The 21702-nt window shown below is 63.5% G+C and carries 24 protein-coding genes and 1 tRNA gene; 17 read left to right on the top strand and 8 right to left on the bottom strand.

The window, feature by feature from the left end; translation table 11 throughout:
• Positions 1–233: 233 nt before the first annotated feature.
• From FJ936_RS03640 to FJ936_RS03630, 3 genes are all read left to right on the top strand, one after another.
• A complete protein-coding gene (locus tag FJ936_RS03640; protein ID WP_015316283.1) occupies positions 234–1640 on the top strand; it encodes a PTS sugar transporter subunit IIC in 1407 nt (468 codons plus the stop codon).
• 71 nt (positions 1641–1711) lie between these two features.
• Positions 1712–2176 (top strand): PTS sugar transporter subunit IIA, encoded by a 465-nt coding sequence (locus FJ936_RS03635; RefSeq protein ID WP_140725834.1) that lies wholly within the window; start codon positions 1712–1714, stop codon positions 2174–2176.
• A 16-nt stretch (positions 2177–2192) separates the two neighbouring features.
• Positions 2193–2480 (top strand): PTS sugar transporter subunit IIB, encoded by a 288-nt coding sequence (locus FJ936_RS03630; protein WP_140790452.1) that lies wholly within the window; start codon positions 2193–2195, stop codon positions 2478–2480.
• A 33-nt stretch (positions 2481–2513) separates the two neighbouring features.
• Here the strand turns inward: FJ936_RS03630 and FJ936_RS03625 are convergent, their stop codons facing one another.
• Positions 2514–3908 carry a multicopper oxidase family protein gene (locus FJ936_RS03625; protein ID WP_140790450.1) on the bottom strand — a complete coding sequence of 465 codons (1395 nt, stop codon included), beginning with the start codon at positions 3906–3908 and terminating at the stop codon, positions 2514–2516.
• A gap of 173 nt (positions 3909–4081) precedes the next feature.
• Entirely contained in the window at positions 4082–4900 is an 819-nt protein-coding gene (locus FJ936_RS03620) for an alpha/beta hydrolase (protein WP_140660775.1), read from the bottom strand.
• 190 nt (positions 4901–5090) lie between these two features.
• Here FJ936_RS03620 and FJ936_RS03615 point away from each other — a divergent pair, with 190 nt between their 5' ends.
• Genes FJ936_RS03615 through FJ936_RS03595 form a run of 5 tightly spaced genes read left to right on the top strand, consistent with a single transcriptional unit; the run spans position 5091 to position 9714 of the window.
• Complete coding sequence (locus tag FJ936_RS03615; protein ID WP_015316278.1) at positions 5091–6344, top strand: ABC transporter substrate-binding protein; 1254 nt, start codon at positions 5091–5093, stop codon at positions 6342–6344.
• Positions 6345–6347: 3 nt separating this feature from the next.
• Positions 6348–7088: an ATP-binding cassette domain-containing protein gene (locus FJ936_RS03610; RefSeq protein ID WP_140614675.1), complete on the top strand. Its 741-nt coding sequence runs from the start codon at positions 6348–6350 to the stop codon at positions 7086–7088.
• Positions 7085–7798 (top strand): ABC transporter ATP-binding protein, encoded by a 714-nt coding sequence (locus FJ936_RS03605; RefSeq protein ID WP_140725843.1) that lies wholly within the window; start codon positions 7085–7087, stop codon positions 7796–7798. Before FJ936_RS03610 ends, FJ936_RS03605 begins: the two co-directional genes overlap by 4 nt.
• A 9-nt stretch (positions 7799–7807) precedes the next feature.
• Positions 7808–8683, top strand: a complete 876-nt coding sequence (locus tag FJ936_RS03600; protein ID WP_140790448.1) for a branched-chain amino acid ABC transporter permease — start codon at positions 7808–7810, stop codon at positions 8681–8683.
• Positions 8680–9714, top strand: a complete 1035-nt coding sequence (locus FJ936_RS03595) for a branched-chain amino acid ABC transporter permease (RefSeq protein ID WP_015316274.1) — start codon at positions 8680–8682, stop codon at positions 9712–9714. The genes FJ936_RS03600 and FJ936_RS03595 overlap by 4 nt, the downstream gene beginning before the upstream one ends.
• A gap of 20 nt (positions 9715–9734) precedes the next feature.
• Here the strand turns inward: FJ936_RS03595 and FJ936_RS03590 are convergent, their stop codons facing one another.
• From FJ936_RS03590 to FJ936_RS03570, 5 genes are all read right to left on the bottom strand, one after another.
• A complete protein-coding gene (locus FJ936_RS03590) occupies positions 9735–11051 on the bottom strand; it encodes an ArgE/DapE family deacylase (RefSeq protein ID WP_140790446.1) in 1317 nt (438 codons plus the stop codon).
• 41 nt (positions 11052–11092) lie between these two features.
• Positions 11093–11998, bottom strand: a complete 906-nt coding sequence (locus FJ936_RS03585) for a MurR/RpiR family transcriptional regulator (RefSeq protein ID WP_140790505.1) — start codon at positions 11996–11998, stop codon at positions 11093–11095.
• A 94-nt stretch (positions 11999–12092) separates the two neighbouring features.
• Complete coding sequence (locus tag FJ936_RS03580) at positions 12093–13760, bottom strand: DUF882 domain-containing protein (protein WP_140790444.1); 1668 nt, start codon at positions 13758–13760, stop codon at positions 12093–12095.
• A 217-nt stretch (positions 13761–13977) separates the two neighbouring features.
• On the bottom strand, positions 13978–14379 hold the full coding sequence (locus FJ936_RS03575) for a serine acetyltransferase (RefSeq protein WP_140660769.1): 402 nt from the start codon (positions 14377–14379) through the stop codon (positions 13978–13980).
• Positions 14380–14486: 107 nt separating this feature from the next.
• Positions 14487–14561: transfer RNA gene (locus tag FJ936_RS03570), tRNA-Thr, on the bottom strand.
• Positions 14562–14720: 159 nt separating this feature from the next.
• On the opposite strand from FJ936_RS03570, the gene FJ936_RS03565 reads away from it, so the two are divergent.
• The 9 genes from FJ936_RS03565 to yacG all read left to right on the top strand — a co-directional run bounded on the left by FJ936_RS03565 (position 14721) and on the right by yacG (position 20315).
• A complete protein-coding gene (locus tag FJ936_RS03565) occupies positions 14721–14897 on the top strand; it encodes a hypothetical protein (protein WP_140790442.1) in 177 nt (58 codons plus the stop codon).
• A 130-nt stretch (positions 14898–15027) separates the two neighbouring features.
• Positions 15028–16320 carry a UDP-N-acetylglucosamine 1-carboxyvinyltransferase gene (gene murA / locus FJ936_RS03560; RefSeq protein WP_015316269.1) on the top strand — a complete coding sequence of 431 codons (1293 nt, stop codon included), beginning with the start codon at positions 15028–15030 and terminating at the stop codon, positions 16318–16320.
• Between the two features lie 168 nt (positions 16321–16488).
• A complete protein-coding gene (locus FJ936_RS03555) occupies positions 16489–16923 on the top strand; it encodes a DUF2948 family protein (protein WP_015316268.1) in 435 nt (144 codons plus the stop codon).
• A gap of 7 nt (positions 16924–16930) precedes the next feature.
• Entirely contained in the window at positions 16931–18223 is a 1293-nt protein-coding gene (gene hisD / locus FJ936_RS03550; RefSeq protein ID WP_141906106.1) for a histidinol dehydrogenase, read from the top strand.
• A gap of 6 nt (positions 18224–18229) precedes the next feature.
• On the top strand, positions 18230–18715 hold the full coding sequence (locus tag FJ936_RS03545) for a UPF0262 family protein (RefSeq protein WP_015316266.1): 486 nt from the start codon (positions 18230–18232) through the stop codon (positions 18713–18715).
• Positions 18703–19164, top strand: coding sequence for a low molecular weight phosphatase family protein (locus FJ936_RS03540; RefSeq protein ID WP_141906105.1), 462 nt, complete (start codon positions 18703–18705; stop codon positions 19162–19164). Before FJ936_RS03545 ends, FJ936_RS03540 begins: the two co-directional genes overlap by 13 nt.
• 87 nt (positions 19165–19251) lie before the next feature.
• Positions 19252–19470 (top strand): translation initiation factor IF-1, encoded by a 219-nt coding sequence (infA, locus tag FJ936_RS03535; RefSeq protein WP_006329283.1) that lies wholly within the window; start codon positions 19252–19254, stop codon positions 19468–19470.
• A 24-nt stretch (positions 19471–19494) separates the two neighbouring features.
• Positions 19495–20121: a Maf-like protein gene (locus tag FJ936_RS03530; RefSeq protein ID WP_015316264.1), complete on the top strand. Its 627-nt coding sequence runs from the start codon at positions 19495–19497 to the stop codon at positions 20119–20121.
• Positions 20118–20315 (top strand): DNA gyrase inhibitor YacG, encoded by a 198-nt coding sequence (gene yacG / locus FJ936_RS03525; RefSeq protein WP_023772777.1) that lies wholly within the window; start codon positions 20118–20120, stop codon positions 20313–20315. The genes FJ936_RS03530 and yacG overlap by 4 nt, the downstream gene beginning before the upstream one ends.
• A gap of 11 nt (positions 20316–20326) precedes the next feature.
• On the opposite strand, the gene FJ936_RS03520 is transcribed toward yacG, so the two are convergent.
• The gene (locus FJ936_RS03520; RefSeq protein WP_141906104.1) at positions 20327–21697 is read right to left on the bottom strand and encodes an alpha-glucosidase/alpha-galactosidase; all 1371 of its coding nucleotides are present in this window, start codon (positions 21695–21697) and stop codon (positions 20327–20329) included.
• Positions 21698–21702 lie beyond the last annotated feature (5 nt).

Here is a 21702-nt window from a genome sequence, read left to right as displayed (position 1 = left end):
GTGACAAGCGTCGTCGCCTTGGCCGATTGGCCCAAAGGCTTGCCAATTGACATTGTTGCGAACAGTCTCAATAAAACATTCGTTTGCCAACAAAGGCAAATGTTCATCGAGACAACCGCTCGGAGGGGCACTCGTCTCGCGGCATCTGGGGAGTGCCTTTGCGCTGTTGGCGGCAGAGGCTGAGAGAAAGGAGCACCGCGAAGCTTTAGGCTCGGGGCTCCAGGGGAGGAAGAATGGATACTCTACTCGCTGGCCTCAAGGGGGCCATCGACACGCTCGGCGCGACAATCCTGCTGCCGATCGTCATTTTCATCATTGCCGTGGTTTTGGGCGCCAAGGTCAGCAAGGCCTTTCGCGCCGCCGTCACCATCGGCGTCGCCTTCATCGGTATCAACCTTGTGCTTGGCCTGATGTTCACGTCGATTGGCGACGTCGCCAAGGCCATCGTCACCAACACCGGCATTCATCGCGACATCATCGACGTCGGCTGGCCCTCGGCGGCCGCGATCGCCTTTGGCTCCTCGGTCGGGCTTTGGGTCATCCCGGTCGGCATCCTGGTCAACATCGTGCTGTTGCTGACGCGCATGACGCGCACGCTCAATGTCGACGTCTGGAATTTCTGGCACTTCGCCTTCGTCGGCTCGCTCGTCGTCGCCGCCACCGACAATCTGGCCTACGGCATTGCCATCGCGGCCCTGGTTGCGGCGCTGTCGCTGCTGTTCGCCGATTGGTCGGCGCGCGCGGTGCAGCAATTCTACGGCGTTCCCGGCATTTCGGTGCCGCATCTCGCCTCGGCGCAAATCCTGCCGATCGCCATCATCCTGAACTGGATCATGGACCGCATTCCCGGCATCAACCGCATCAACATCAACACCGAAACCATCGAGCGCCGCTTCGGCGTGTTCGGCGAACCGGTCGTGCTCGGCCTGATCATCGGCCTCGTGCTCGGCGCCATCGCCTTCTACAATGCCGGCGATCCCGGCACGGTGCTGGCCAAGGTGCTGGGCACCGGCATGACACTTGCCGCGGTCATGCTGCTGCTGCCGCGCATGGTGAAGATCCTGATGGAGGGCCTGATCCCGGTTTCCGACGCGGCGCAGGAGTTCGTGCGCAAGCGCACCGGCGATCGCGAGCTTCTCGTCGGCCTCGATTCGGCGATCCTGATCGGCCACCCCGCCGCGATCTCGTCGTCGCTGATCCTGGTGCCGATCGCGATCATCCTGTCGGTGATCCTGCCGGGCAACCGCGTCATCCTGTTCGCGGATTTGGCTGTCATCCCGTTCATCGTCGCCATGACCGCGCCGCTGGTCAAAGGCAATGTGTTCCGCATGGTGGTGATCGGCACGGTGACCTTGGCGATCGGCTTCTATGTCGCCAACGCCCTGGCGCCGCTGTTCACCAGTGCGGCCGTCGCATCGGGCTTCAAACTGCCGGCGGATGCTTTGCAGATCACCTCGGTGGTCGACGGCTTCCTGTGGGTGCCCTATGTGATCATCGAGGCGATCCAGGGACTTGGGCTCATCGGCATCATCGTGATCGCCGTGGTCATCGCGGCGCTATTCGTGCTCTATCGCCGCAATCCGCTCGGCTGGGAACGGGCGGCGGGCGCCGAGGACGAGCCGGCCGAAGGCACGGCCTGAACGCAAGCGTGCCTTCATCTGAAACGATCGTGCGCCTTCGCCGGGCGCACGATTTATCGACGGAGCAAGACATGTCCGACGCCCTCATGCAGCTTCTGGATCCCGAAGCGATCGTGCTCGGGTCGGACGCGTCGACCAATGAGGAGATCATCCGCGTCCTGGCGGGACGGCTCGAGGCCCTTGGCTATGTCAAGAGCTCCTATGCCGACGCGGTCGTGCGCCGCGAAATGACCATCCCGACAGGATTGCCGCTGGAACGCGCCGACAATGTCGCGGTGCCCCACACCGATCCCGAGCATGTGCTGAAGCCCGGCATCGCAATGGGCACGCTGAGAAAGCCGGTGATCTTCGCCAATATGGAAGACCCCGACGAGAAGCTGCCGGTGGGTTTCGTCTTCCTGCTTGCCATCAATGACAAGGACAAGCAGATTGAAGCGCTGCAGTCCGTCATGGCAACGATCCAGAATCCAGATGCATTGGACGGCTTGAGGTCGGCCAGGACGCTTGACGACGTGCGCACCGTGCTCGGCTGCTAATCAAGGGAAAGCAAAGATGGCCAGACAGAAGACAATTCTCTTTGCCTGCGGCACCGGCATCGCCACCTCGACGGCGGTCAACGTCGCCGTTACCGAGGCGATGAAGATGCGCGGCCTTACCTTCAACGCGCAGCAGGCCAAGGCAACCGAAGTGCCGAGGCTCGCCGATAGCGTCGACTTCATCGTCGCCACCACGCCGATCTCGGCTTCGGTGACCAAGCCGGTCATCAAGGGCCTCGCCTTCCTCACCGGCATCGGCAAGGACAAGGTGCTCGACGAGATCGAGGCGCAACTGCGCAAGTAGGTCGCGGACAATGCTGCCTTCGGTGGGCCCGGCTCAGACCACCCTGACGTAACTCGTCATGCCCGATTTCTGGTGCTCGATGATGTGGCAATGCAGCAGCCAGTCGCCGGGATTGTCGGCGACGAAGCCAAGGCTCACCTTCTCGTTGGGCTGGATGAGATAGGTGTCCGAAATCAACGGCCGCACCGGCCGCGCCGAGGACGACAAAACCTTGAAGCTCATGCCGTGCAAATGCATCGGATGCGATTGCGGCGTCAGGTTCTCCATGTCGATGACATAGCTCCTGCCGAGCTTCAATTCGGCCAGCGGCGCGGTTGGATCGGGCGTATCGCCCGGCCATGGCACCTTGTTGATTGCCCAGAAACTGTAGCCGAGAGAACCGCAGATGCTGTCGCTCGGGACGTTTTCCGCCGTGGCGCTGAGCGACAGGGAGATATGCTGGGCCGAGCCGAGATCCACTTCCGCCACCGGATTCACTTCCAGCGGCGCAACGTCGCGAACGTCCCGCTTGAGCGAGTTGCCCGTCGCGCGCAGCGTCGCCAGCACCTTGGGCTTGGTGCCCCTGACGTCCCGCAGGCTGACGATCGCGCCCTCATCGTCGGGCATGCGGATGGCGAGTTCGATGCGCTGCCCCGGTCCAAGCAGCAAGGCATCGGGCGCAAAGCGCTCCGGCACCGGATTGCCGTCCAGCGCCATCACCATCGCTTCGGCGCCGTCGACGCGAAAGGCATAGATGCGGGTGACATCGGTAATGGCGATGCGCAGCCGCACCAGCCCGCCGGCGGGCGCGTCATATTGCGGCTGATCGAGCCAGTTGGCGGTACGCACCGTTCCGTAAGTGCCGGTTCTCGCGGCATCGCGCGGCCGGAACTGGTCGATGAACTGGCCGTCGTCGCCAAGGCGCCAGTCGCGCAGGTTGAGGACAAACTCGGCGTCGAATTCCGGATCGTTCGGGTTTTCAACCACGATCACGCCGGTCAGGCCGTGCCCCATCTGCTCCAGCGTGTTGCAGTGCGGGTGATACCAGAAGGTGCCGGCATCGGGCGGCGTGAAGGCATAGTCGAAATGATCGCCGGTGTAGACGTAAGGCTGCACCAGGAAGGGCACGCCATCCATCTTGTTCGGCAGGCGAATGCCGTGCCAGTGGATGGTCGTCGGGTCATCGATGGCGTTGTCGAGGCGCGCGGCGAAGGGTTCGCCTTTTTTCATCCTGAGCACCGGCGGCATTCCGGCGTTGCCGTAAGTCAGCACATTGTTGGTCTGGCCGACATCCATCAGCTTCGCCTGGATTTTCGCCGTCCGCAGCACCACCGGCTCAGGCGCGGAAGCCGCCCAGCCGCCAATCCTGCCCATGGCGGCAAGCCCGAGCCCGCTCGCGCCGGCAACGGCGGCAGTTTTCAGCAGTCCGCGGCGTGTAAATACGGTCATGTCGCACTCCAACGGAAAAGCTGACTGCTCTTCGCAACTTTGCCGTCATAGCCGGACACGCATGCCTTGCCAACGGGCCGGTCGGGGCCGCCCTCCTCCTGTCAGTGCAATGAGGCCAGCAGAGCTGGACCCATTCCGGTCGATGGCGGCTGGTCGGTGGCCTTGCGGCGAGTCTATGCCTGATCCACGCTTTCCAGGAAGCGGGCGAAGATCGGGTTGAAGCGGTCGGGAGAATCCCAGAACGGCGCATGGCCCGATTTGTCGAGCAGATGCGCCTTGCCTTCCCACAGGTTAGAGAACTTGACCGCTGAGACAAAATCGGTGTTCACGAAAGGCTCGTCGATGCCATTGAGAACGGCGATCGGAGGCGTCTTGCCGGCGACGATCTCGCGCTGGTTGCGGCCTGTGCCGGCGGCGAATTTCTCGAACATCAGGCGCCGCGCCCGCCCGTCGGTGCGCGCCACCGTGTCGAGGAGGAACGGTTCGAACGGTTCCCCGCAAGTGCTGCGCGCATAGGCCTCGACATCAGCGGCGGTGAAGGCCTCTTGTCCGGCAAGGTGCATATGCGGACTCGACTTGAAGCCGTTGCCGACCTCCTCGGGCGCTACCGGCGGAGTGCCCGATATCATCAGGCCAAGCAGGCCAGGATAACGGTCGATCATCTCCAGCCCGATATGACCGCCGAGCGACCAGCCGAAGACGATGCCCTTGTCGATACCGAGCAGGCCGAGCACTTCGGTCATCGCATCGGCATAGCCTTCCATACTGTAGGAGCGGTCCGGATCGATCGCATTGCCGGAAGCGCCGTGGCCCGGCAGATCGGGGGCGATCATGTGGTAGCGCTCGCCCAGCGGGCTCTCGAGCTGGTTGCGGAAAACGGCACCGGAAGACGAATTGCCATGAATCAGCAGGACGGCGGTGCCTTTGCCGCCGGTCTCGCGAACGGCGATCCTGCCGTGACTGGTTTCAAGGGTCTTCTGCGCGATCGTCATCTTTGGCTCCGTCTGGAATCGCTCTGTTTCGAAGCAGTTGCACAACAAAGCGCCGCCGCCTCCCCTAGCCCTGCCATAACATTTTCCCGGTCTCGTGCCGTTGAAAAATCCTTTTCAAATAACATCAATTGTGCGTAGATTGTCAATTATCCAACTCCCGATGAACGGGAGGAGAACAGGGAACGGCACGATGAAATCCAAATTCGCAGGCAACAGACTCCGCCATATGCTGATGACCACGGCCCTGATCGCGGCGTTTGCCACGGCAAGCGCCCCCGCTTTCGCCGATGTCGTCAAGATCGGCCTGCTGGCGCCGATCACGGGCCCTGCCGCGGCGGACGGCCAGGAATTCCAGCGCGGCGTGCAGATGGCAATCGATGAGGCGAATGCCGCCGGCGGCGTTGCCGGCAACACATTCGAACTGGTGGTCGGCGACGTCAAGGATCAGTCCGCCGGCAACGTCACCAGCGCGGTCGAGCGCCTGCTTGGCGATCCCGGCGTGCAATTCATGCTCACCGGCTACGCCAGCCTGACGAATTTCGAGATCGACAACATGGCCGAGGCCGAGATGCCCTACATGCTGGCGGCCACCTCGCAGCAGACCAGGGACATCATCGCGCCGAGCCCAGACAAGTACATGTGCTGTTGGTCGCTAACGCCGTCCTTCGACGCCTACAACACCGACGTCACCTTGTTCGTCGAGAAACTCGCGGCCGACGGCAAGATCACATTGCCGACCAAGAAGGTCGCCATCATCTCCTCCGACAACGCCTATTCGAAGACCATCTCGGAGGGCATGAAGAAGACTTTCAAGGAGAAGGGCTGGACTATCAGCGTCGATGAGATCGTGCCCTTCGGCGAAGTCACCGACTGGCGTTCGATCCTGGCCAAGGTGCGCGAGAATGTCCCCGATGTCGTCATCAACACCGACTATCTGCCGGGCAATTCGGCGTCTTTCCTGAACCAGTTCCTCGAACAGCCAACCAAGAGCCTGGTCTTCCTGCAATATGCGCCGAGTGTTCCGGAATTCGTCGAACTCACCGGCAAGAAGTCGAATGGCGTCATCTACAATCTCCTCGGCGGGGCGCTGACGACGCCGAAGAACCCGCGCGCCGATGAGGTGGCGGCCAAGTTCAAGGCCAAATATGGCGTCGAGAGCGGCACCTATGGCGTCGGCCTCTATGAAATGACCAACGTCTATTTCGACGCGGTCAAGAAAGTCGGCGGCGCATCCGACCACGCCGCGATCATGAAGGCGCTGTCGGAGACCGACAAGCAGGTCGCCGAAGGCCGGCTGAAATTCGATCCCGCCACGCATCTCGCCACGCAGGGCGACGACTATATCCCGATCACCTTCTTCCAGATCTGGGACGGCCAGCGCACGCTGATCTCGCCGGAAAAATACGCCACCGGTGCCTTCAAGCCGCAGCCCTGGATGCAGTGAGGCATGGCCCTGCTTGAACTGGACGACGTATCGAAGGCCTTCGGTTCGCTGAAGGCCGTCGATGGCGTGTCGTTCAAGGTCGAGGCCGGCGAGATCTTTGGCATCGCCGGCCCGAACGGCAGCGGCAAGAGCACGCTGTTCAACATCATCACCGGCATCCCGTTCGGGCCGGACAGAGGCCACATCCGCTTTGACGGGACCGCGATCAACGGCAAGTCTGGACATGCCATCGCGCGCCTCGGCCTTGCCCGCACCTTTCAGCGCGAAACCAGCTTCGACGGCCTGACCGTATTCGAGAACGCGCTGATCGGCGCCAGCTACGGCAGAAAGGAGAAAGCTGCAGCGGCAGCCGCCCGCGAGGCGGCCGCAGAGGCACTGGAGTTTGTCGGCTTGGGTTCAGTGTCCTTCGGGCGGCTGGCCGGCGAGCTTTCCGTCTTCGAGCGCAAATGCCTGATGCTTGCCACCGCGATCGCCATGCAGCCACGTATGCTGTTGCTCGACGAACCGGCATCGAGCTTGACCAAGCCCGAGATCGAGACGTCGATCGGTTTGATCCGCCGCACCGCCGAACGCGGCATCACCATCCTCCTGATCGAGCATGTGCTGACCTTCCTGATGAGCCTGTCGCAGCATCTGCTAGTGCTTAACAATGGCCGCGTGCTCGCCGCTGGCGAGCCGGCAAGCGTGATCGCCGACCAGCGCGTCATCGAGGCCTATCTCGGAACCCGGAGGGCGGTGGCGTGACTCCCATCCTCACCGTCGAAGGCGTCACCGCCGGCTATGGCCGCGTCACCGTGCTGCACGACATTTCGCTGGAAGCTGGCCGCTTCGGCAATGTCGGCCTGTTCGGACCCAACGGCCATGGCAAGACGACCCTGTTGCGCACCGTCTCCGGCCTGCTGCGGCCGAAGAACGGCCGCATCCAGTTCGACGGGCAAGACATAGCAGGCCTCAGCGCCCGCGCCATCGTCGGCGCCGGCCTGATCCACGTGCCGCAAGGCAACCGGCTGTTTCCCGACCTCTCCATCGCCGACTGCATGGCGCTGGGCGCCTATTCACCGCGCGCCCGTCCGCATGAGGCGGAGAACCGCGAGAAGGTGATCAAACTGTTCCCGAAACTGGCGGAACGCTGGCGCCAGCGCGTGCGCACGCTGTCGGGCGGCGAGCGCCAGATGGTGTCGATCGGCACGGCGCTGATGAGCCATCCGCGCCTCCTGATCCTCGACGAGCCGACGCTTGGGCTGGCGCCCAAGATCAAGGACGAACTCTGCGCCTCCGTCATGGACATTTCGCGCGGCGGGGTGCCGCTGATCGTCGTCGAGCAGGATATCGAGTTCCTGCTGGAACTGACGCAGCAACTCTACCTCGTCAACCACGGCGCGGTGGCGACCGAGATCAAGCCGGGCGAGAGCCTCGACCACGGCGAGATCATGTCGATGTATTTTGGCCACTAGGAACTCGGTATGAGCGCATTGGCGGAAATCCTGTTCGGCGGCCTGTTCCAAGGTTCGCTCTACGCCATGATGGCGGTCGGGCTCGCTTTGGTCTGGACGACGATCGGCGTGTTCAACTTCAGCCATGGCGTGTTCATGATGCTGGGCGCCTATGTCGCCTGGCAATTGGTGGAACTCGGCCTGCCGGCGGGGGTGGCCTTTCCCATCGCCGTGGTCGTCATGGCCGGCGTCGGCTGGATCCTGCAGGCAAGCGTCGTGCGGCCGCTGATCGGCCGGCCCAACATCGTGCTGGTCGTCGTCATCACCACGCTTGCCGCCGGATCGCTGGTCGAGAACGGAGCGCTCACCATCTGGGGGCCGCGCGCCAAGCAGATCCCGGCGCTGGTCGACGGCAACGCCACCATCGGCGGCGTCGGCGTTTCGCTGCACCAGATCGCCATCATCGTCATCACGCCGCTGATCCTGGCGGCGTTGTGGATGTTCCTCAACCGTTCGCGCCTCGGGCTGGCATTGCGTGCGGTCGCGCAGAACGAGGACGCCAGCCATCTGGTCGGCCTGAATGTCACCGCGCTCTACGGGCTGGCCTTCGCCATCGCCGCTTCGCTGGCGGGGCTCGCCGGCATCTTCATGGGCGGCTATCGCTTCATGTCGCCCGTGATGGGCTCAGACCCGCTGCTCAAGGCGCTGATCGTCGTCGTCTTCGGCGGCATATCGAGCATATCGGGACCGATCTTCGCCGCCTATCTGATCGGCTTTTTCGAGGCCGCCTGCAGCTATTATTTCGGCCTCTACTGGACGCCGGCATTGCTGTTCGGCGTGCTGATCCTGACCCTGATGGTACGTCCCGAGGGCATTTTCGCCAGCCGCTCGCGAGGCCTCGCATGACCGACACGACCTCGCCGATCACCCAGATCCGCACAGCGGCGGCAACCCCGATCGCACCTGGCCGCACGCCGTGGAAGCACGAAGCCATCGGATTCGTGCTCGGCTTGGCCGTGCTGGCGCTGCTGCCGCTCGTCTTCGGCGACACCTATGCCCGCCACATCCTGATCATGGCCTTTATCTACGCCATCGTGGCGTCGAATTGGGACCTCAGCCTCGGCTATGGCGGCGTCTTCAATTTCGGTCATCTGGCGCTCTTCGGCATCGGCGTCTACGCCTACAGCCTGCTGACCAAGCTGGCCGGGCTCGATCCGTGGATCGCGCTGTTTGCCAGCGGCATCATCGCCACGCTTGCCGCGATCGTGGTGACCATCCCGATCCTGCGCCTGAAGGGCATCTATATCATCCTGGTCACCTTCGGCTTCGCGCAATTGGTCATGCAAGTGATCCTCAGCCAGTCCGACATCACCGGCGGCACGCAAGGGATCGTGCGTATCCCCGGCCTCTACTGGTTCGACCACAATATGGTCCGCGACGCCAAATTCGCCTATTTCTACATCGCGCTGGCGCTGCTGGTGGCGAGCACGCTGTTTCTGCGTGTGTTCGTGCGCTCGCGCGCCGGCGCCAGCATCGTGGCGCTGCGCGACAATGAGGAATACGCCGTCAGCCGCGGTGTCTCGATCGTGCGCCAGCGCATGCTGACGCTTGCGGCAAGCGCCTTCTTTACCGGCATCGCTGGGGCCTTCTATGCCGCCTACCAGCGCAACGCCTCGATCGACGTGTTCGGCATGAGCCTGGCGACCATCATCCTGTCGATGGTGCTGCTGGGCGGCACCAGCACCATCTACGGCGCCATCGTCGCCTCTTTCGTGCTGACGGTTTTCGCCGAGTGGATGGCTGATTTCGGCGCATGGCGCCCAATGATCACGGCGGTTCTGATCATCGGCGTGATGCTGGCCTATCCCAGCGGACTGGCCGGCATGATCAAAGCGGCTTGGGGTGCCGTCGCCGGGCGCATCAACCGCCCGGCGTGACCGCCTGAAAAGCAAGCCTCTCAGCGCACGCCGCACCAGTCGATGACGGATGCCGCGATCACCTTGGCGGTCTCGACCACCGATTCCACTTCGACATATTCGTTGGCGCCATGGAAGCCGTCGCCCGACGGACCGAAAATGACACCGTCGACACCGGCGCCGGCATAGTGCGCAGCATCGCACACGGCGACGAAGCCGCTTGTCTGAGGCGCCTTGCCGATCGCCGCCTTGCGTTTCATCAGCGACGTCACCAACGGATGGTCGACCGGCGTGTTCATCGGCGGGAAATGCAGCCCGCCGAGCTCCCACTGGATGGCAGGCGGGTTGTCGCGCAACCAGGCGTCGGTTTGCGCGAAATGATGGACGAACGCTTCGAAGTCGCGGCGGTATTCGGCTGAATTCTCATCCGGCAGAAACTTCATGTCGAGATCGAGCACGGCAACATCGGGGATGATGGCCGGGTTGGTCATCACCGTCGGCAGGCCGTGTTCGCCAAGGCCCGTTCCGCCATGCATGACACCGATGTTGATCGTGTTCATGCCGACCGGCAGCAGCGGATGGGACTTTGCCCGTGTCCGGTCGAGCTCGTATTGGCGGACGGCGGCAATGAACCGCGCCGCGATCTCGATGGCGTTGACACCCGGCTTCAGCCGGTCCTTGTCGTGCCGTTGCGGGTAGATTTCGTTGTAACGCAGCGCCGAATGCGCGTTGCGGCCACGGATCGTCACCCGCGCCCATTCGAGCCCGCCCTCGACCGGGAGGACATCGCCCCAGGTCGGCTCGGCGACAAGCACCGCTTTGGCGAGTTTGCCCTTCTTGACCGCGTCCATGGCGCCGAAGCCACCAGCCTCCTCGTCGACGACGGAGTGGACGGCCAACCGGCCTTGCAGTGTGATGCCCGCCTTGCGGATCGCGTGCGCGGCGGCGACGCAAGCCGCGACGCCGCCCTTCATGTCGACCGCACCCCGGCCATAGAGCCGGCCATTCGTGATCTCACCGCCAAACGGATCGACCGACCAGTCCTTCATCTCGCCGACCGGCACGACATCGATATGCCCACACAGGATCAGGCTGCGCTCCTCGTTTCCAGCCCATTCGCCGACCAGATTGGGCCGGCCGGGCAAGGCGTCCCACTGTTCGGTCCTGAAGCCATCGTGCTTGAGGATCGGCTCCAGCAGAGCCTGGACATCCGCCTCGCGGTTGATCGCCGGATTGGCTTCGAATTTAGGATTGACCGAAGGGATTCGGACCATGTCGCGGACAAGCCCGATCAGCCAGTCGCGGTCTCTCTCGATTTCAGCCTGCACGGCATCGATGATCGTCTGGGCGTCAGCCATGGTTATTCCTTCCTCGCACCGCCGCGCCGGGCGCATCGATGCTATTTCCTGGTGGCTCTTGGTTTGGCGGTTTCGTTGTCGGACGGCGACAAGGCGGCATCTAGGGTGACGGCATTGGCGCTGCGGATCTTCTCGATGTCCTCGATGCGCTTGCGCACCCCGGCGCCATGGCCTTCCAGCGCATGGGCGAAAACGGTCTCCATCTGGGCCACGGCGGTCGCCAGCGTGTCGAAGGGCGAGTTGGCGTCGATCGCCGCGACCATCGTCAGGTCGGCGATGTCAGCGATCGGCGACAGCCATACATCGGTGAACAGCAGGAGGGAGACGCCGCGTTCCTTCGCCTGCCGCGCAAAGCTAACCACGTCCGACTGGTAGCGCCGATAGTCGAACACGACGAGAAGGTCGCGCTTGCCGAGGTCGATCAGCAAGTCGAAATCCGCCGGGCTCAACGAGCCGATGTCGCGCACGCCGGAGCGGAACTGCAGGAGATAGCCGGCGAGCATGGAGGCGATGTGGCGGCTGAAGCGGCCGCCCAGCAGGACGACCTGGCCCTTGGTCTCGAGCAGCAAATTGACAGCGCGTGTATAGGCCTGCAGGGGGACCGCCGTGCGCGTGCGCTCCAGACTGTCGGAAACCGAATGGAAGTAGGCCAGTGCCGTGCCCTCGCTGGAGCCGCCGGGACGCTTGGCCTCCATCATCAGCAACGGCGAATGCAGTCTTGATTCGACTTCCGTCAGCAGCCGCGCCTGGAAATCGGCAAAGCCGACATATCCGAGCTTGGTCATCAGGCGGGTCACGCTCGGGTCGCTGACTCCGGCGCGTCGCGCCAGCCGGGTCGCCGTTCCCAGCCCCGACATCGGATAATCGGCGAGCAGGACCTGAACGATCTTTTCTTCCGCCGACGTGAAAGCCAAGGTGGTGTTGGCCAACTCTTCGCGGATCGACATGGTCATCGCCTCTCGCCAACGGAAAGACGATTACCTTACAATTTCATACAAGATTGTCAAATTTGGAAAATATCTTACAGACTTGCGCGTCGACCTATCTGAACCTGGCGGTGGGCAGGAATTTCACAGCGGAGCCGGTGAAGCGGCGGTGATCGGACGTCTGTCCTCGTGGCTGGAAGCCATCGAGATAGACCTGCTCCGGGGCCGTGCGGATGAAATTGGCGGCAATGACGGTCGCCGCTGTCGAGCCGGTTCCGGTGATGCGGCGCCCGGTCTCAAGCGATTGGGCGGTCGGCGCCGCTGGCAGAATGACGGCGGTGGCTTCGGGATCGAGACGTGGCTGGACACGGTCGGCCTTGGGGCTGGTCCTGACACGGTCTTCAGGTTTCGATGCAGGGACTGCAATCCGCTGTCCAGCCAGCGGATCGAGGCTGTCATCGACGTGATGCGTGGCCAGCAAGGCACCGATTGCATCGGCGGATTTGGCCGCCTCCGGTTGACGCGCGGGGCCCGTCTGGTCTTGCGGTCGCCATCTCGGGACAGGGATGTTGAGCGCCAGCATGTCCGGACCGGCAATCGCGGGGGCGGCATTCATCCTGGCCACGGGAATTTCGGCACCGGTCGTCGCCGGTTCAACCCGCGCGGTGGATGCGCTGCTGGCTACGCCGAACGGCACGGCTTGCGGGATTGGAATGGTGGTGGCGAACCCGGTGCGCGGTGCGAAAGCAGGTATCGGCACCGTGCCGGGCGGCATCGCCATGACGATCGCTTCAGGCGTCTTTGCAGGCGTTTCTTCGGCCGGATCGGCGGAGGGGGTCTGGACGTCCGCCCGCTGGGCTGCCTCCGGCGCCACGATAGCAATGCCCTGGCCAGCCGTCTTGGAGTCGCCAGGCATCTTGGGATCACCGGCCGTTTTAGGTTCAACTGACTTGGTCGGCTTGCGTGGCGCAGGCGCCGCTTCCGCGGCATCGTCCGCTTCATCCGCGCCGCGCCCACCCAAAAGCGTCGCCAGCAGGCCGCGCGCTGGCCTGCGTTGGCCGCGGTCGGCGCTGGCCAGTTCGATGTTGGGCGTGCCGGCGGCCTTGCGTGACTCGTAGGCGGCAAACGCCTGCTCGTAGCCAGGCAACGGTTTGCCGTCGCTCGGCACATGCAGCGTGTTGCCGTTCGGGAAGACCCTGGCGAGTTCCAGGCGGCTGATGCCAGGCCAATGCCGCACATTGCCGACATCCATATGAATGAACGGCGAACCGGAGGTCGGATAATAGCCGACGCCGCCGCCCTGCATCTTCAGGCCGATGTCGCGCAACTTCTTCAGCGGCACGTCAGGCAGGAAGAAGTCCATGGCGCGGCCAACCATGTGCTGGCTTTCGCGGGCCACGCCCTTCGAACGACCGCGCAGCATGGCGTTGGTGGCCGGCGAGCGATAGGCGCTGACCACATGGATATAGGCCGTCGAGCCGCTGGCGCGGTAAGCCTGCCAGACCAGGTCGAGCAGGCGCGGGTCCATCCTGGTCGGCTCGTTGCGGCGCCAGTCGCGCAGCATGAAGTTGATCTTCTTCAGGCCCGCCTGATCGTAGCGCCCATCGCGCTTGAAGACGATCTCGGCCTTCTCGCCCGTATGAAGATGCTGAATCCGCAAGGCGCGCGTCTCGGCGAACGCATCGGTGACACACATGCAAAGCAACGCCATCGCAATGGCCGGCAACCATGTCCAACGACGGGAAGCGCCGAGCGGGTTTTGTTCGCTTTCAATCCCATTCATGCCTTGCACATCGTTCCTGTTTCAGGCGATTTGACGTCTTCGCTCAGATGAGGAGCTTTCGTTCGGCACTCTCCCCGGCAATGACTTAACCAGCCGGACAGGCAGCCGTCCGACAACCCGACATGTCGAAGAACAGCATCTTGGTTAACGAATCGTGTCATGCCGCGCATGCGTTCGACCGATGAGGGCGCGCCACCGGCAAGCACCATAGGCCTGTTCACATTGCCGGCGGCCATCGATTGGTGATGAAATTGTGCTGCCGCGCCTTGTCGATCGGCCTCGCGGGGACGCCGACCGCGGTGCTCCCCGCCGGAATATTCCTGGTGACAACGGCACCCGCGCCGATAAGCGAGCGGCTGCCGATCGTGACCTCCTCTACGATGCACACGTTTGGGCCGATATAGACCTCGTCCCCTATCGACGCGGATTTGCCAAGCGTCGCCCCGATCGTCACATACTGGGATATGTTGCAGTTGTTGCCGATCGTTGCCGTATGATGGACCACGCACGGGCCGCCATGGCCTATGTAGAAGCCATGGCCGATGCTGGTCTCCACGGGGATTTGTATGCCGAATTTCCTCATCTTCAGCGAGAGGAAGAGACGGGCTATCCGGCACACGACGGAATTGTCCGACTGCGCGATCCGGTGCCCGGCGCATGCCGTGACTTCATCGCCTGTCCGTGCCGGAAAGACGGTGTCACAGGCCGCGTTGTTTGCAGGGTGTCTGGTGCTGCGAGAGAGGATTGAACTCTCGACCTCTCCCTTACCAAGGGAGTGCTCTACCACTGAGCTACCGCAGCCGCTGATGGCGGGGCTTCTGCCATATCGAACCGGCAAGCGCAAGGCCAAGAACAACGCTTCTGTGAATGGCTTTGCCGGATAGCTTTTATTGACATGGCGGCGCCACAATGTTGGCTATCCCTGAAAGCGGTTGGCTGGGCGCCAGCCGTGGCGGGACAATGAACGACAAGACAAATCAACCGAAGAACAGCGGAACAATCCGCAAGAACCGGCTCGCCGAGCAGTTGCGGGCCAACCTGCAGAAGCGCAAGGCGCAGTCGCGCTCACGCCGGACAGGCGAGGCCGACCAGCGGCCCGACGGGCTCGGCGCGGCCAAGGAAATGAAGAAAGATTAACTCAAATCGGCCACTCTCAGGCCGGGGTGGGCGAAATCCTATTTCTTGAACCAAATTGGTCAATGGTCTAGACGGGCCGATACTCAAACGATTGAACCGGCCCTTTTCTGGCCGAGAGGGACAGTCTCCAATGGATCGCATCAGAATTGTCGGCGGCAACAAGCTTGCCGGAAGCATTCCGATCTCGGGCGCGAAAAACGCCGCCCTGCCGCTGATGATCGCCTCGCTTCTGACCGACGACACGCTGACACTGGAAAACGTGCCGCATCTGGCCGATGTCGAGCAGTTGATCCGCATCCTCGGCAATCATGGCGTCGACTATTCGGTCAATGGCCGCCGTGAGAAGCAGAATGAGGGCTATTCGCGCACCATCAACTTCTCCGCCCGCAACATCGTCGACACGACGGCGCCTTACGAACTGGTGTCGAAAATGCGCGCCTCGTTCTGGGTGATCGGCCCGCTGCTGGCCCGCATGGGCGAGGCCAAGGTGTCGCTGCCCGGCGGCTGCGCCATCGGCACGCGCCCGGTTGATCTGTTCCTCGAAGGCCTGCAGGCGCTGGGCGCCGACATTGATGTCGATACCGGCTACGTCATCGCCAAGACCCGGAACGGCCGCCTTGTCGGCAACCGCTATGTCTTCCCGAAAGTCTCGGTCGGCGCCACCCATGTGCTGATGATGGCGGCGTCGCTGGCCAAGGGCGAGACGGTGCTTGAAAACGCCGCCTGCGAGCCGGAGATCGTCAATCTCGCCGAATGCCTGAACGCGATGGGCGCCAGGATTTCCGGCGCCGGCACGCCGACCATCACCATCGACGGCGTCGAAGCCCTGTCGGGCGCGCGCGTGCGTGTCATCCCCGACCGCATCGAGACCGGCACCTATGCCATGGCGGTGGCAATGACCGGCGGCGACGTCGTGCTGGAAGGCGCACGACCGGAGCTGCTGCAGACGGCGCTCGACGTGATTTCCCAGACGGGCGCGGAGATCACCCAGACCAATTCCGGCATCCGCGTGAAGCGCAATGGCGCCGGCATTTCACCCGTCGACGTGACGACGGCCCCCTTCCCGGCCTTCCCGACCGATCTGCAGGCGCAGTTCATGGGCCTGATGACCATGGCCAAGGGCAAATCGCGCATCACCGAGACGATCTTCGAAAACCGCTTCATGCACGTCCAGGAACTGGCTCGGCTCGGCGCCCACATCACGCTCTCGGGGCAGACGGCGATCGTCGACGGCGTGGCGAAGCTGAAGGGCGCGCCAGTCATGGCGACCGATCTTCGCGCTTCCGTCTCGCTGGTCATCGCCGGCCTGGCGGCCGAAGGCGAAACCACGGTCAACCGTGTCTACCATCTCGACCGCGGTTTTGAGCGGCTGGAGGAAAAGCTATCCAATTGCGGCGCGGTGATCGAACGTATTTCCGCCTGACGGTCGGACGGCGGCAGCTTCCAGCAAAGGGCGGCTCATAGCGCCGCCGCCCGTCTGCCCGCAGCGCAAACCCGAGGCAATGCCTCGGGCGGACGTCGTGGGGTGGTTGCACCGGCCGGAAAGACCGCCTAACAGAGGCTGAAACCAACCTGTAGGTCGAAAATCCGGATGACCGCCCTCAAGCTTATCGCGCTCGACGACCAGGATCTGAGCATCGTCTCGGCCCATCTCCAGGACGCCGTGATGAAGGTCTCGGACCTCGAATTCCTGCCCAAGGCCAAACGCTTCGTCCTGACCATGAACCGTTTCGTGTGGGAGGCCAAATCCGGCCTGTTTCGCCAGCACAACGAACGACGGCAGGCCGTGCTGCATTTCGACCGGGTGCTGGGCGCCAAGACCAACGGCATCGCCCGCGACAAGCCCGCCGAAATTCTTTCCTTGCTGGCGATCAGCTTTATCGAGATCAGCAAGCCCGCGGGCATCGTCGAACTGATCTTTTCGGGCGGCGGCACGATCATGCTCGATGTCGAATGCATCGAGGCCCGCCTTGCCGATATTGGCGGTGCGTGGGAAGCCACCTCGCGCCCCATCCACAGGGCTTGAGCATACGATGGCCATCACGCTTGCCCAGTCCGACGCCGATTTCGAGCAGCGTTTCGCCGCGTTTCTCACGACCAAGCGCGAGGTGTCGGCCGACGTCGACGCCGTGGTGCGAGACATCATCGCGCGCGTGCGTGCCGAGGGCGATGCGGCGCTGATCGACTACACGCGGAAATTCGGCGGAGGCGACCTCGCCAAGCTCGGCATTGCCGTCTCGGCGGAAGACATCGCCGGCGCCTATGCCGAGGCCGATCCGGCCACGGTCGAGGCGCTGAAATTCGCACGCGACCGCATCCGGTCCCATCACCAGCGGCAAAAGCCTCAGGACGAACGCTACACGGATCCCGCCGGCGTCGAGCTCGGCTCGCGCTGGACGGCGATCGAGGCGGTCGGGCTCTATGTGCCGGGCGGCACGGCAAGCTATCCGAGCTCGGTGCTGATGAACGCCGTGCCGGCCGAGGTAGCCGGCGTCGAGCGCATCGTCATGGTCGTGCCGGCACCGCACGGCGTCGTCAACCCGCTGGTGCTGGTGGCGGCGGATATATCGGGCGTCTCCGAAATCTACCGCGTCGGCGGCGCGCAGGCGATCGCGGCACTCGCCTATGGCACGCAGACGATAAAGCCCGTCGCCAAGATCGTCGGTCCAGGCAATGCCTATGTCGCCGCAGCCAAGCGGCAGGTGTTCGGGACGGTCGGCATCGACATGATCGCCGGCCCTTCCGAAGTGCTCGTCGTGGCGGACGGCGACAACGATCCGGACTGGATCGCCGCCGATCTGCTCGCCCAGGCCGAACATGACGTGTCGGCGCAGTCGATCCTGATCACCGACGACCCGGCATTCGGCAAGGCGGTCGAACGGGCGGTCGAACGCCAGCTGCGGAGCCTGCCGCGCGCGGAAACGGCGGCCCAGAGCTGGCGCGATTTCGGCGCCGTCATCGTGGTTCCGACCGTCGAGGCCGCGCTGCCGCTGGTCGACCGCATCGCCGCCGAACATGTCGAGCTGGCCATCGAGGATGCCGAAGGCTTCCTGGCGAAGATGCGCAACGCGGGCGCGGTTTTTCTCGGCCGCCACACGCCCGAGGTCATCGGCGACTATGTCGGCGGCTCCAACCACGTGCTGCCGACGGCGCGCTCGGCGCGCTTCTCGTCCGGCCTGTCCGTGCTCGACTTCGTCAAGCGCACCTCGGTCCTCAAACTCGGACCGGAGCAGTTGCGCGTGCTGGCACCGGCGGCGATCGCACTCGCGCAGGCGGAAGGGCTTGACGCGCATGGCCGCTCTGTCGCCATACGGCTGAACATGTAGGCCAGTATGACGGGCTCCGGTCAAACCCGCGCAAAACTGATCGATGTCGAACTCGATGAGTCGATCGGCCGTTCGACGCCCGATGTCGAGCATGAGCGGGCGGTGGCGATCTTCGACCTGATCGAGGAGAATAGTTTTCAGCCTGTCAACGACAGCGGTGCGGGTCCCTACCGGCTGAAGCTGTCGCTGGCCGAGTCCCGCCTGGTCTTTGCCGTGGCACGCGAGGACGGCACCGCCGTCGTCACCCACATCCTGTCGCTGACGCCGCTCAGGCGCATCGTCAAGGATTACTACATGATCTGCGAGAGCTATTACGACGCCATCCGCTCCTCGACGCCGAGCCATATCGAGGCGATCGACATGGGCCGCCGTGGCCTGCACAATGAGGGCTCGCAGACGCTGATGGATCGGCTCTCCGGCAAGATCGACATCGACTTCGACACGGCGCGACGGCTGTTCACGCTGGTCTGCGTGCTGCACTGGCGGGGCTGATCCTGGCCCCCGGCGCCCTGCCCCGCTCGGTTCTGTTCCTGTGCGGCATGAATGCCGTGCGCTCGCCGATGGCCGAGCAGCTGGCGCGCCGGATGCTGCCCACCACCGTCTTCGTCGCCTCGGCCGGCGTGCGCGCCGGCGAGCGCGACCCGTTCGTCGATGCCGTGCTTGCCGAGGACGGGCTGTCGCTGGGTGAGCGTCATCCAAGGACGCTGAACGATCTCGAGGACGACTATTTCGACCTGATCGTGACACTGGCGCCGGAGGCCCACCATGCCGCGCTCGAACTCACGCGCTCGCTTGCCGTCGAGGTGGAATACTGGCCGACGCCGGATCCGACCGATGCCGGCGGCACGCGCGAACACATCATGGCCAGCTATCGCGACGTGCGCGAGCGGCTGAAAGCCCGGATCTACAGCCGGTTCACCGTTCCGAGGCCTGGCGATTAAGCGTGTTCACAAGCGACAGATTATCATATAGGTTCCGCCGAAATTCCAGCCGGGGCGCTGGAACTGCCATCCAAGCAAAGGTATCGAATGCCGAAGGAAGAAGTCCTCGAGTTTCCGGGTATCGTCACGGAATTGTTGCCCAACGCGATGTTCAGGGTGAAGCTCGAAAACGAACACGAGATCATCGCCCATACCGCCGGCCGCATGCGCAAGAACCGCATCCGCGTGCTGACCGGCGACAAGGTTCTGGTCGAGATGACGCCATACGACCTGACCAAGGGCCGCATCACCTACCGCTTCAAGTAAGATCAAGACCCGGCCGGTAAAGCGATGAGCATTTTGCAAAAGCTGGTGCTTGCCTCGGGTTCGCCGCGCCGCATCGAACTCCTGCAGCAGGCCGGCATCGAGCCGGACCGCATCCTGCCAGCCGATATCGACGAAACGCCGCTGCGTGCCGAGCATCCGCGCTCGCTGGCCAAACGGCTGTCGAAGGAAAAGGCCGAGAAGGCGTTCGCGTCGCTGAAGTCCGAGACGGACCATGCGCCGAGCTTCGTGCTGGCGGCCGACACGGTGGTCGCCGTCGGGCGGCGCATCCTGCCCAAGGCCGAGACGCTGGATGACGCCGCCAACTGCCTCGGGCTGTTGTCCGGACGTTCGCACCGGGTCTATTCCGGCATCTGCCTGATCACGCCGGGCGGCAAACTGCGCCAGCGACTGGTCGAGACGCGGGTGCGTTTCAAGCGGCTGCCGCGCGAGGAGATCGACGCCTATGTCGCGTCCGGCGAATGGCGCGGAAAGGCCGGCGGCTATGCCGTGCAAGGATTGGCCGGCGCCTTCGTCGTCAAGCTCGTCGGCTCCTACACCAACATTGTCGGCCTGCCGCTCTACGAGACGGTGGCGCTGCTGTCGGGCGAAGGTTTCAAGACGCATCAAAACTGGTTGTCCGCGCGACCATGAGCCTCGACGACAAGGTCACGCCCCTGCGGCCCAAGCGCCCGTGCCCGGAATGCGGCAAGCCATCGGCGCGCGAGACCTATCCATTCTGCTCGACGCGCTGCAAGGACATCGACCTCAACCGCTGGCTGAAGGGTGCCTATGTCATCTCGGCCCGCGACGACGAGGAAGAACCGGACGCCGACGAGCCGAAGTAGACGAGCGCCGGTCAGGCGGCTTCGTTCTTGCGTTTGACGCGCGCCCAGGCCGGCAGCCAGTCGCCATGTGCGGCCAGGAGATCATCGACCAGTGACCAGATCTGGTCGAGATCGAGTTCGGCCGCGGTGTGCGGATCCATCATCGCCGCGTGATAGATGTGGTCGCGGTTTTCGCTCATCAGCGCCCGCACCGTCAGTTCCTGTACGTTGATGTTGGTGCGGATCAGCGCCGTCAATTGCGGCGGCAGGTCGCCTATATAGGTCGGCTGGATGCCGGACGCATCGACCAGGCACGGCACTTCGGCGGCGCAATCACGCGGCAGCGAGGTGATGCAGCCATTGTTGCGCACATTGCCGTAGATGACCGACGGTTCGCCGGTCCAGACCGAATTCATGATCGAGGAGGCATATTCCTTCGACTCTTCGACCTCGATGCGCTGGGCCGAGCGGTAGGCCTGCGCCTGGTCCTTCCAACGCTCGATCTGCTCGACGCAGCGCTTGGGGTATTCATCGAGCGGAATGCCGTATTTCTCGATCAAATCGGGACGGCCGTCCTTGATGAAATAGGGCGTGTATTCGGCGAAATGCTCCGAGCTCTCGGTGACGAAATAGCCCAGCCGCGTCAGCATCTCATAGCGCACCTTGTTCGGACAGCGCGGATTCCAGCCGGGTTTGGGCGCGCGGCCTTCGCGATAGGCACGCACGAGATCGGGATAGAGGTCGCGATAGGATCCATCCGGCTGGCGATGCTCGAACTGCAGGTAGAAAGCCATGTGGTTGATGCCGGCCGAGCGGTAGCGGATCTCGTCATAGGGAAGGTCGAGATCGTGTGCCAGTTCCATCGCCGTACCTTGCACCGAGTGGCACAGCCCGACCTGCCTGATCTCGGGATATTTCTCCGAGATCGCCCAGGTGTTGATCGCCATCGGGTTGACATATTGCAGCATGATGGCCCGCGGGCAGACGGCAAGCATGTCCTCGCAGATCTTCCACAGATGCGGCACGGTCCTGAGGCCGCGCATGATGCCGCCGACGCCGAGCGTATCGGCGATGGTCTGGCGCAGGCCATATGTCTTCGGCACCTCGAAATCCGTGACGGTGCAGGGCTCATAGCCGCCGATCTGGAAGGCGACGACGATGAAATCGGCGTCCGCCAGCGCCTTGCGCTGGTCCGTGTAGGTCTCGGCCATCGCCTTGACGCCGAGTGTGGCGATCAGTTTGTTGACGACGACGGCGCTTTCTTCCAGCCGCTGCGGATTGATGTCCATCAGCGCGATCGTGGCGCCCGAAAGCGCCGGGCGCTGCAGCACGTCGCCGACGATGTTCTTCATGAACACCGTCGAGCCGGCGCCGATGAAAGTGATCCTGGGATGTCTTGCCACGTTAA

The sequence above is a fragment of the Mesorhizobium sp. B2-4-13 genome (genome assembly GCF_006658535.1).
Classification (GTDB): domain Bacteria; phylum Pseudomonadota; class Alphaproteobacteria; order Rhizobiales; family Rhizobiaceae; genus Mesorhizobium; species Mesorhizobium australicum.
The sequence above is the reverse complement of the archived record's forward strand: the minus strand, read 5'-3'. Positions and strand labels throughout refer to the sequence as shown.

Coding starts and splice junctions, on each gene's coding strand:
- FJ936_RS03640 (WP_015316283.1), top strand. CDS start 234: ATGGATACTCTACTCGCTGGCCTCAAGGGGGCCATCGACACGCTCGGC.
- FJ936_RS03635 (WP_140725834.1), top strand. CDS start 1,712: ATGTCCGACGCCCTCATGCAGCTTCTGGATCCCGAAGCGATCGTGCTC.
- FJ936_RS03630 (WP_140790452.1), top strand. CDS start 2,193: ATGGCCAGACAGAAGACAATTCTCTTTGCCTGCGGCACCGGCATCGCC.
- FJ936_RS03625 (WP_140790450.1), bottom strand. CDS start 3,908: ATGACCGTATTTACACGCCGCGGACTGCTGAAAACTGCCGCCGTTGCC.
- FJ936_RS03620 (WP_140660775.1), bottom strand. CDS start 4,900: ATGACGATCGCGCAGAAGACCCTTGAAACCAGTCACGGCAGGATCGCC.
- FJ936_RS03615 (WP_015316278.1), top strand. CDS start 5,091: ATGAAATCCAAATTCGCAGGCAACAGACTCCGCCATATGCTGATGACC.
- FJ936_RS03610 (WP_140614675.1), top strand. CDS start 6,348: ATGGCCCTGCTTGAACTGGACGACGTATCGAAGGCCTTCGGTTCGCTG.
- FJ936_RS03600 (WP_140790448.1), top strand. CDS start 7,808: ATGAGCGCATTGGCGGAAATCCTGTTCGGCGGCCTGTTCCAAGGTTCG.
- FJ936_RS03595 (WP_015316274.1), top strand. CDS start 8,680: ATGACCGACACGACCTCGCCGATCACCCAGATCCGCACAGCGGCGGCA.
- FJ936_RS03590 (WP_140790446.1), bottom strand. CDS start 11,051: ATGGCTGACGCCCAGACGATCATCGATGCCGTGCAGGCTGAAATCGAG.
- FJ936_RS03585 (WP_140790505.1), bottom strand. CDS start 11,998: ATGTCGATCCGCGAAGAGTTGGCCAACACCACCTTGGCTTTCACGTCG.
- FJ936_RS03580 (WP_140790444.1), bottom strand. CDS start 13,760: ATGAATGGGATTGAAAGCGAACAAAACCCGCTCGGCGCTTCCCGTCGT.
- FJ936_RS03565 (WP_140790442.1), top strand. CDS start 14,721: ATGAACGACAAGACAAATCAACCGAAGAACAGCGGAACAATCCGCAAG.
- murA (WP_015316269.1), top strand. CDS start 15,028: ATGGATCGCATCAGAATTGTCGGCGGCAACAAGCTTGCCGGAAGCATT.
- FJ936_RS03555 (WP_015316268.1), top strand. CDS start 16,489: ATGACCGCCCTCAAGCTTATCGCGCTCGACGACCAGGATCTGAGCATC.
- hisD (WP_141906106.1), top strand. CDS start 16,931: ATGGCCATCACGCTTGCCCAGTCCGACGCCGATTTCGAGCAGCGTTTC.
- FJ936_RS03545 (WP_015316266.1), top strand. CDS start 18,230: ATGACGGGCTCCGGTCAAACCCGCGCAAAACTGATCGATGTCGAACTC.
- infA (WP_006329283.1), top strand. CDS start 19,252: ATGCCGAAGGAAGAAGTCCTCGAGTTTCCGGGTATCGTCACGGAATTG.
- FJ936_RS03530 (WP_015316264.1), top strand. CDS start 19,495: ATGAGCATTTTGCAAAAGCTGGTGCTTGCCTCGGGTTCGCCGCGCCGC.
- yacG (WP_023772777.1), top strand. CDS start 20,118: ATGAGCCTCGACGACAAGGTCACGCCCCTGCGGCCCAAGCGCCCGTGC.